Origin of the sequence: Methanobrevibacter sp., from assembly GCF_045541095.1 — an archaeon.
GTDB lineage: Archaea > Methanobacteriota > Methanobacteria > Methanobacteriales > Methanobacteriaceae > Methanocatella.
This window is the reverse complement of record NZ_JAZQIJ010000190.1, coordinates 1-9,222: the sequence shown is the minus strand read 5'-3', so window position 1 is coordinate 9,222 and position 9,222 is coordinate 1. Positions and strand designations below refer to the sequence as shown.

The following is a 9,222-nucleotide window of genomic DNA, read 5'->3' as shown; positions in this document are numbered from 1 at the left end:
TTATATCAGACCTTTTGGTAAAGAGGTAAGACCTATTGTACAGACACCTAAAGAAAACAGATCTTTATATTAAGAGATCTATGGTGATAGGTATTCAATACCTAAATCTTTTTTTTATTTTTCTTTAATTTTTTTTCAGTTTTTTTTTGATTTTGCAGAAATGCTAGTTTTCATTGAATTTTTGTATCAGTTTTTTCTTTGAATAATGGTGATTTTTTTTCTTGTTTTTTTTGCCAAATGATATTTGATGTTTAATTTATTTTACATTTTTTGAAGATTTTCAAAACATTTATATAGTTATAATGAATATTATTAATAGGAGGAAGATATCTTCCGACAGTATATTTCCGACTAGATATTTACTAAATCAATAAGTCGATATGGTTTTCCATTTTTCCATATTATTCAACAAAATGGAGAATATACTCAAAAAAATGATGTGAGAATATGGCAGAAAAAGATAAAAAACTAGACCAAATTATTAAAACAATAGAAGCAAATGACATAAAATTTTTAAAACTGGAATTCGCTGATATTCATGGATTGCCTAAAAGCATGGCAGTGCCTCTCAAAAAGGCGGGTGACGTTGAAGACATCGTAAATGACGGATTATTGTTTGACGGATCTTCAGTAGCAGGATTAGCCTCAATCAATGACAGTGACCTTCTTGCAAAACCGGATATCAACACATTCTCCACAATTCCATGGAGGCCTGAAGTGCAGGGTACCAGCAGATTTATATGTGATATTTTCACAACTGACGGAAAACCATATGATGGAGACCCAAGAGGCGTACTTAAAAAATCATTAGAACTAGCAGAAAAAAGGGGATACCAGTTCAACATGGGTCCTGAACCGGAATTCTTTATCATCAAAAAAGATGAAAACGGAAATTACGTTCCTGCAGATGAAGCGGAATACTTCGACGTAGAACCTCTCGATCAGGGTACTGACATAAGAAGGGAAATCGTACTTGGATTGGAAAAACTCGATTTCGATGTTGAAGTAAGCCACCACGAAGTTGCAGCAGGTCAGCACGAGGTGGACTTCAAATATGCAGACGCTTTAAAAACAGCTGATGCAGTAATAACATTCAAAGAAGCTGTAAAAGCAATGGTTCATAAACTGGGATTCAAGGCAACATTCATGCCAAAACCTTTCCTGGGCATAAACGGAAGCGGAATGCACTGTAACCAGAGTCTCTTTAAGGATGGGGAAAACATATTCTACGACCCTGACGGAGAAAACCAGATTTCACAGGAAGCACGCTACTTCATCGGAGGGCTATTGGAACATGCACCGGCATTGTCATCAATTCTCTCTCCGACCGTAAACTCATACAAACGTCTCGTTCCCGGTTATGAGGCACCATGCTACATCGCATACGGTTTCAAAAACAGGTCAACATTGCTTAGGATTCCAGCATCCAGAGGACTTGGAACAAGAATCGAATGCAGGTCAGCTGACCCTTCATGTAACCCATACCTGGCATTTGCTGTGCTTCTTGAAGCAGGTCTTGACGGTATGGACAACAAAATTGATCCTGGTGAACCAACCGAAGAAAACCTCTTCGCATATTCCGAAGACGAAATAGTTGAAAAAGGCATCACAAGCCTTCCAACCAGTCTCTGGGAAGCATACCATGCACTTGAAGAGGATGAAGTCGTCAAGAATGCTCTTGGTGAAAAAGTCTTCAATCAGTTCTACAACATCAAAAGGGCCGAATGGGACGCTTACAGAATACAGGTATTTGACTATGAAAGGGATGAATACCTGAACGTATAATATTCATTTATTTGAGTATGTTGGCGGCTGCATTTCCGGCCGCCAATAAAATTTAAAGTTTAGATTTTTTTTTTTATTTGACAGGCATATTGTAGGCAAAATCAGAATTATTATTTAAGGCATATGGTAATTTATGATTATTTTTATTAAGGCATATTGTAATTAAAACCGAATCAATGGTTTATTGATTGAAATTCGTTTTATGGATATGTGTATTCGCCGATTATTTTATTTGGAGGTAAGAAAATGTGTGGAATAGCAGGTGTAATATACAAGGACAAAAAATCTCACCATGTAGGTGAGGCACTAACATCAATGCTCGAATCCCTCCAGCACAGGGGTCCGGATTCAGCAGGTTATGCATTATACGGCAGTTTGAATTTTCCGGATAACTACTATCAGTTAAACGTGGAAGTTAAAAGAAAAAGGGGTACTTTAGACAACTTAAAATCATTGCTGAATTTAATCAGTCCGATTTTTGAAGAACAGCTTGTCGAGTCTGTGGGGGACTCAGACGTGTACAAATGCAAAATCGTACTGAATGACTTTTCCCGTCTCCAGCCGTTCATCAGAGAAATCGATGAGCTTGAAAACGTTCGTGTAATCAACGGTTCACATTCATTTGAGATGATTAAAGACATTGGAAAAGTAAAGGATATTGCAGAGAGGTTTGACGTTCAAAGCAGAATGGGAACACATGGGATAGGACACACCCGTTTTGCAACAGAAAGCGGCGTTGACAGGTATCACGCACACCCGTACCAAAGCTACATCATACCTGACATCACAGTTGTGCACAACGGCCAAATCACAAACTACTGGAAAATAAGAGGTCCTCTCGAAAGGAAAGGCCACACCTTCGAGTCATTCAACGATACAGAATGCATTGTACACTATATGGCCGACAAGCTCAACCAGGGCTACAAGCTGGAAGAGGCACTTGACCAGGCAGTAATCGATCTTGACGGTCCGTTTTCAATACTGGTGGGAACACCGAACGGTATCGGAATTGCAAAAGACAAGCTCGGATTAAGGCCAGGTGTTATGGTTGAAACAGATGAAATCTTTGCCGTTGCATCAGAGGAAATGGCACTTCATGACGTTACAGATTCAGACCAAATCGAACAGATTGCTCCTGGCGAAACAAGGGCTTACACAATATAGGGGGAGTTTTTCATGAAAGATTACGTTATTGATGCAAAGGATATGGATTCAAAAGAACTGAACCGTACAATAAAAGAACAGGCCCTCTACCATGACAGGCTCATCATAGAAAACCCTGAATCAAGACACAATATCAGTGCCGGACTTTCGCAAGATGTGGAAATTCAGATAAACGGTTCTGCAGGATATTTTGTCGGAACAATGGTCAACGGACCTAAAATCCACATCAACGGAAATGCAGGATGGTTTGCCGGAGACAACATGACAAAAGGCGAGCTAGTCATTGAAGGAACAGCAGGTGACGGCGCAGGTCAGGGCATCTACGGCGGTGCAGTAATAGTGAAAGGAAGCACAGGCTCAAGAACCGGAGAAATCATGAAAGGCGGAACCGTAATAATTGGAGGAAACAGCGGGTTCATGACCGGACTTCTCATGATGGGAGGAACACTCATCGTACTTGGGGATGTAACCGATGATGTCGGTGAATCAATCATGAGAGGAACAATATACGTTCTCGGCGAAGTCAAAAGCCTGGGTAAAAATGCAGTAATGGAAAAGGCCACTCTCGATGATCAAAGGGAGTTAAAAGAGACCCTGACAAAATACGGCTTTGAGCTGACAGACGTTGAATATACAAACTTTAAAAAAATCGTTAATAGGAGCTGAAAAAAATGAGCGAACGTAAAATAGCAATGGTTGGAACACCATGTGAGATAATGGCAGCATCAAAACTCAACCACTATGCGGACAGTCCTATTGATGTTAAATTGGGTCTGTTCTGTATGGAAAACTTTTCATATAAATACTTCGGAAATCTTCTCGATGAATACGGCCTTAAAATGGATGATATTGAAAAGTTCCAGATTGAAAAAGGTTACGTTTTCCTTCTTTTAAAAACCAAGGAAACAGTAAAGATACCTTTGTCAGTGGCCAGAAGAATCATAAGGAAAAACTGCAACATCTGCGTTGAGCTTACATCAGAAACATCAGACATCTCCATAGGTTCAATCGGATCCGAAGAGGGATGGTCAACCCTGATTGTGAGAAGCAAAAAAGGTGAAAGCATTGTTGAAGGCGCAATAAAACAGCAGTTCATCGAGGCAAAAGACCTAACCGAATCACAGTTCAGGCTTTTAAACAGGCTTGCCGGAAATAAAATCAGCAAAAATCTCGACAACATTGAAGAGAGGGAATTCTTTGCAAGGCCGGTACTCTACCAGAGGGAAAAGTCAGACACCTCAATCGAAAAGGAAATTTCAGAATCCGATTTTCTTGACCTTAAATCAAACGTCATCGATGTAGGGTCATGCGTTCTTTGCGGTGCATGCGAATATGTCTGTCCTGACAATCTGATTACAATTGACGATACAAAACCCAGAATGAAAGGTCAATGCCATGAGGATTGCCACGCATGCTTTGCAGTGTGTCCGAGAACATTTATTCCTCAGGATTTAAGAAACGACAACTCTAAAGCTATCGGTGAGTATATCAAAGTCCTGTCAGTCAAATCACTCAAACACACTCAGGGTCAGGACGGATCCATCGTTACAACAATTTTGGATTATCTTTTAACCAATAAAATCGTAACCGATGCCCTCATTGTCGATAAGAAGGACCATCTTGCATGGAAACCATACGCAAAAATCACAAGCGACATAGACGAGGTCGTAAAATCCGGTGGAACAAAATATTCAGTATGCCCTGTATTCAAGCCGTTAAAAAACATTGAAGAGGAGGTGAGCTAGATGCCTTTTACAGTTGAGAGAAAATCTGAAATATGCAAACAGAGCAACGACCGGCCGGGATGCTGCTGGTATTTATGTGACAATCCTCACAAGGAATCATGTAAAAACTGTTACAGCTGCTATTCAAACTGCCCTCATGACGTATATGAAGTCATAAACGATGAACCGTATCCGATTCATCAGGAAAACTGTGTGGGATGTAAGATTTGTGAAGAGATGTGCCCGACACATGCGATATACGTAAGGCCACTTGCCGATGAGGGAAGGGGAATATGGTCCAACTCAACAATGCTTGAAATCAAACGTAAAAGCCAGACAGGTTCCTATAAAGTCCGTGGTTGCGGAATGACAAGAAAAGTTCCGACATTTGATGATTTAAGCTTATTGCCAGCACAGGTTTCAAGGCCGCCTATTGATTCATACAGGGAAACATGCAAAACTTCGGTTGTTCTTGGGAACCGTTTTGCTGAAAATCCGATTGAAATCGACACTCCGATAATGATCGGGGCGATGTCATTTGGTGCTATAAGTAAAGAGGCAAAAATAGCACTGGCAATCGGAAGCAGCAAAGTGGGAACAATCACAAACACTGGTGAGGGCGGAATGCTTCCTGAAGAAAGGCATTTTGCCGATAAATTAATTGCCCAGTATGCGTCAGGCCGTTTCGGTGTTTCAGCAAGCTATCTGAACAACGCGGAGGCTGTTGAGATAAAAATCGGTCAGGGTGCAAAGTCAGGTATGGGAGGACACCTCCTTTCCCACAAGGTAACATCAGAAGTCGCAAGGGTGCGTAACATCCCTGAAGGAACCTCAGCACTGAGTCCTGCAAGGCACATGGATATAGTCGGTCCTGAGGATTTGGGAATGAAAATCGACCAGCTCAGGGAAATCACTGACTGGAAAGTACCTATCATTGTCAAATTCGCATCCGGTAGGGTAGAGCAGGATGTAAAAATCGCCGCAAAGGCAGGTGCCGATATTATCGTTGTCGACGGTATGCAGGGAGGAACCGGTGCAGGACCTGAGGCAGTTACAGAGCATGCAGGTATTCCAACAATAGAGGCAATCGTAAAAGCAGATGACGCCTTAAAGGAAATCAACCTCAGAAGCGAAGTTAGTCTTGTTGCTGCAGGGGGAATAAGGTCAGGTTCTGACGTTGCAAAGGCCATAGCTTTAGGTGCAGATGCGGTTTATATTGCAACATCCGCACTTATATCGCTCGGATGTAAAGTCTGCCAGACCTGTTCTAAAGGAACATGTCCTAAAGGTATTGCAACACAGGAAAGGGTACTCAGAAGAAGACTTGACCCTGTAAGAAAAGGTATGCAGGTTGCAAACTATATCGAGGCTATGACTCAGGAGGTAACTGCCCTTACCCAGCAGGCCGGAAACACGGATATTGCAAACCTTGAGCGTCAGGATTTAGTTGCACTTACAATGGAAGCTTCACAGCTTACCGGAGTGCCGATGGTGAGAAGTTAAATTTATGGGAGAATTATTATGACAGCATTCGATAGAATCAAATCAGGAATTCCGGGACTTGACCAGGCTTTGGACAACATTCGTTTAGGTGACAATGTCGTTTGGAACGTCACAAACCTCAACGAGTTTTCCTACTTTGTCGAGCCTTACGTAAAACAGGCAAAAGAGGACAACAGGAACTTGATATACATGCGCTTTGCAAATCACCCTCCTCTCATTGAAATGACCGATGATGATTTCACCCTGCTTGAGGAAGAGCAGGAAAATCCCAACACTGAATTTGCAATGATCGAGCGTGACGGAATCAAGATATACAAGGTCGACCCGTACAAGCAGTTTGAAACATTCACCCTTGAGGTTCACAGAATCATTGAAAAGGAAGGCCGTGACGCATTTTATGTATTCGACTGCCTGAGCGACCTTCAGGCGGTCTGGTCAACCGATTTGATGATGGGAAACTTTTTCAGGGTAACATGTCCGTTTCTCTTCCAGCTGGATACCGTAGCATACTTCCCGATTATTCGTGGAAGGCACTCCTATGAAGCAATCGCCAAAATCCGTGAAACAACACAGCTATTTCTTAATCTCTACTCAAATTCCACCGAAGAGGTTTATGTGGCGCCGCTGAAGGTGTGGAACAGGTATTCACAGACCATGTTTTTAGGCCACAAGTTCAGCGTCAGGACAGGTTCCGTCAAGGTTTTGCAGGAAGGCCAGGAGGTCAGCAAGTACTACAAGACAATAAATGACCTCGACAAGTATCAGGGTGACCAGATTCTTGACAGCTGGGAGAGGTATATGCTTCACGTCAGAATGATGTATGAGGAAGGAAAAAACATTGACGATGAGTGCGATAAAATCTGCGAGCTCATGATGACAAAAGATGAGAAGATGCTTTCCAAAATCAGGGAATACTTCACATTTGAGGATTATACCACAATATATGACCGCCGTGTCGGAAGCGGTCTGGTCGGAGGTAAAACCTGCGGTATGCTTCTTGCAAGAAAGATAATCGAGAAAAACTGTCCCGAGCTTTACACTAACACCTTCGAGCCAGACGATTCATTCTACATAGGTTCGGACTTGTTCTACACATACATAGTGTCAAATGACCTGTGGGATCTCCGTGTAAAGCAGAGAACCGATGAGGGTTATTATGAATACGGAAGGAAACTGGAGGAAGCCCTTAAAACCGGAACCTTTTCAGACCAGATAAAACGGGAATTCATACACATTCTTGATTATTTCGGACAGAACCCCATCATTGTACGTTCAAGCAGTTTTCTTGAAGACGGATTCGGAAATGCATTCGCCGGAAAATATGAATCTGTATTCTGTGCAAACAGAGGGTCTTTGGAGGAGCGTCTTGAAGCCTTTGAGGAAGCGGTAAAGATTGTATATTCCAGTACAATGAACATTTCCGCTCTGGAATACAGAAAACTCAACGGCCTTGACGATGCCGACGAGCAGATGGGACTTCTTGTACAGAGGGTTTCTGGTTCATATTACGGAGACTATCTCTTCCCGACAGCTGCAGGTGTTGGATTTTCATACAGTCCATACTCACCTCTTCCGGACATGGACAACAGCAAGGGAATGCTCCGTCTTGTAATGGGTCTCGGTACAAAGGCCGTGGACAGAACCAAAAAGGACTATCCGAGAATCATCAATCTCGACAAGCCGGAGCTCACCATGGCGAAAGACATTAAGGAAAAGCACAGGTATTCACAGCATTATCTTGATGCCATTGACCTCAAAAACGTAAACCTCCATGACATTCCTGTCGATGAGGGGCTTGACATTATTCCGAGGTATGCCAAAAAGGTTCTTGTCGAGCATGACCGTGATGCCGAAAGGATGTTTCGTGACCGTGGACAGCGCCGTGATGTCGTATTTGTAAACTGTGAGGGAATTGTCAAGAATCAGAATTTCATCGAGGACATGAAACTGATTTTAAATACTCTCGAAACCGCTTACGACTATCCTGTCGACATTGAATATACTGTCAATTTCGGCTCAGACAATACCTACAACATCAATCTGCTTCAGTGCCGCCCCCTTCAGGTATCCACCAACAACGAGGACATTGAGATGCCTGAAGACAAGAACGTCTTTTTCCACATCAGGGAAGCTTCCATGGGAATGTCACGCAAAAACACAATCGATACGATATGCTATGTCGACCCTCACAAGTACTATGAGTATCCATATGCACAGAAAAGTTCTATTTCAAGGGTAATCAGTGACGTGAACGGATATTTGAGGGACAATGACAGGACTGCAATTCTTATCGTTCCCGGAAGAATCGGAACGTCATCTCCCGAGCTTGGAATTCCTGTTGTGTTTGCAGACATCAGCCACTTTTCAGCTATTCTTGAGGAGGCATACAGCGAGGTCGGATACATGCCTGAGCTGTCATTCGGAAGCCACATGTTCCAGGATCTTGTAGAGGCAGAAATATACTACGGAGCGCTTTTTGAAAACGAGAAAAAAATCGAGTTCAACAAGGAAATGCTTTATGAGCGTCAAAACATCCTCAAGGACATTAATCCTAATCTTAGCGATGAGATTTATGACATGGTGCAGGTAATTGACTTTGATGGTGCAAAGGCTGAACTTTATCATGACATGAACCGTGACGAGACAATGTGTATCTTCAAATAAGGTAAAAACACGTATAATGGATTTTTTTCCATTATTTTTGGGCAGGCGGGTGGGACATATGCCTTTATATTCGAATGGTCTTTTGTCATGGCCGTTTGAATAAGAATCAACGTATGACAAAATTCCGGTGATTAACGGCTCTGTTTTAGATAGGGCTGTTTTTCACTCTTTTTTTTAAGTTAAATCAAAATTTGGTTTTATCAAAAATATTGCAAGAATACCATGACCTTTTAGGTCATGGATGAATTGCACAAAAAATTACTTATCAAATGCTCTCTGAAGAACTTTAAATACCAATGAAATCTAAACTAATAAATGACAAAGTTAATCAAAACTTTTTTCAACGATAACCAAGTTTAAAAAAGCAAAACATTAACATTTT

6 protein-coding genes are annotated in these 9,222 nt (G+C 41.8%); all 6 read left to right on the top strand.

All coding sequences use genetic code 11. The features are described from left to right. Positions 1 to 447 precede the first annotated feature (447 nt). The 6 genes from glnA to ACKI2P_RS07840 all read left to right on the top strand — a co-directional run bounded on the left by glnA (position 448) and on the right by ACKI2P_RS07840 (position 8,840). Positions 448 to 1,785 carry a type I glutamate--ammonia ligase gene (glnA, locus tag ACKI2P_RS07865; protein ID WP_407376586.1) on the top strand — a complete coding sequence of 446 codons (1,338 nt, stop codon included), beginning with the start codon at positions 448 to 450 and terminating at the stop codon, positions 1,783 to 1,785. A gap of 246 nt (positions 1,786 to 2,031) precedes the next feature. Beyond that, positions 2,032 to 2,949 (top strand): glutamine amidotransferase, encoded by a 918-nt coding sequence (locus ACKI2P_RS07860; protein WP_407376585.1) that lies wholly within the window; start codon positions 2,032 to 2,034, stop codon positions 2,947 to 2,949. A gap of 12 nt (positions 2,950 to 2,961) precedes the next feature. Beyond that, entirely contained in the window at positions 2,962 to 3,615 is a 654-nt protein-coding gene (locus tag ACKI2P_RS07855) for a tributyrin esterase (protein ID WP_407376583.1), read from the top strand. Between the two features lie 5 nt (positions 3,616 to 3,620). Next, entirely contained in the window at positions 3,621 to 4,694 is a 1,074-nt protein-coding gene (locus ACKI2P_RS07850) for a Coenzyme F420 hydrogenase/dehydrogenase, beta subunit C-terminal domain (RefSeq protein WP_407376581.1), read from the top strand. Then, positions 4,695 to 6,176 (top strand): glutamate synthase-related protein, encoded by a 1,482-nt coding sequence (locus ACKI2P_RS07845; protein ID WP_407376579.1) that lies wholly within the window; start codon positions 4,695 to 4,697, stop codon positions 6,174 to 6,176. Positions 6,177 to 6,194: 18 nt separating this feature from the next. Further along, entirely contained in the window at positions 6,195 to 8,840 is a 2,646-nt protein-coding gene (locus tag ACKI2P_RS07840; protein ID WP_407376577.1) for a PEP/pyruvate-binding domain-containing protein, read from the top strand. Positions 8,841 to 9,222: the final 382 nt, after the last annotated feature.

Bases quoted from the DNA above. Each gene is read 5' to 3' on its own strand.
- glnA (WP_407376586.1), top strand. From the start codon at position 448: ATGGCAGAAAAAGATAAAAAACTAGACCAAATTATTAAAACAATAGAA.
- ACKI2P_RS07850 (WP_407376581.1), top strand. From the start codon at position 3,621: ATGAGCGAACGTAAAATAGCAATGGTTGGAACACCATGTGAGATAATG.
- ACKI2P_RS07840 (WP_407376577.1), top strand. From the start codon at position 6,195: ATGACAGCATTCGATAGAATCAAATCAGGAATTCCGGGACTTGACCAG.
- ACKI2P_RS07845 (WP_407376579.1), top strand. From the start codon at position 4,695: ATGCCTTTTACAGTTGAGAGAAAATCTGAAATATGCAAACAGAGCAAC.
- ACKI2P_RS07855 (WP_407376583.1), top strand. From the start codon at position 2,962: ATGAAAGATTACGTTATTGATGCAAAGGATATGGATTCAAAAGAACTG.
- ACKI2P_RS07860 (WP_407376585.1), top strand. From the start codon at position 2,032: ATGTGTGGAATAGCAGGTGTAATATACAAGGACAAAAAATCTCACCAT.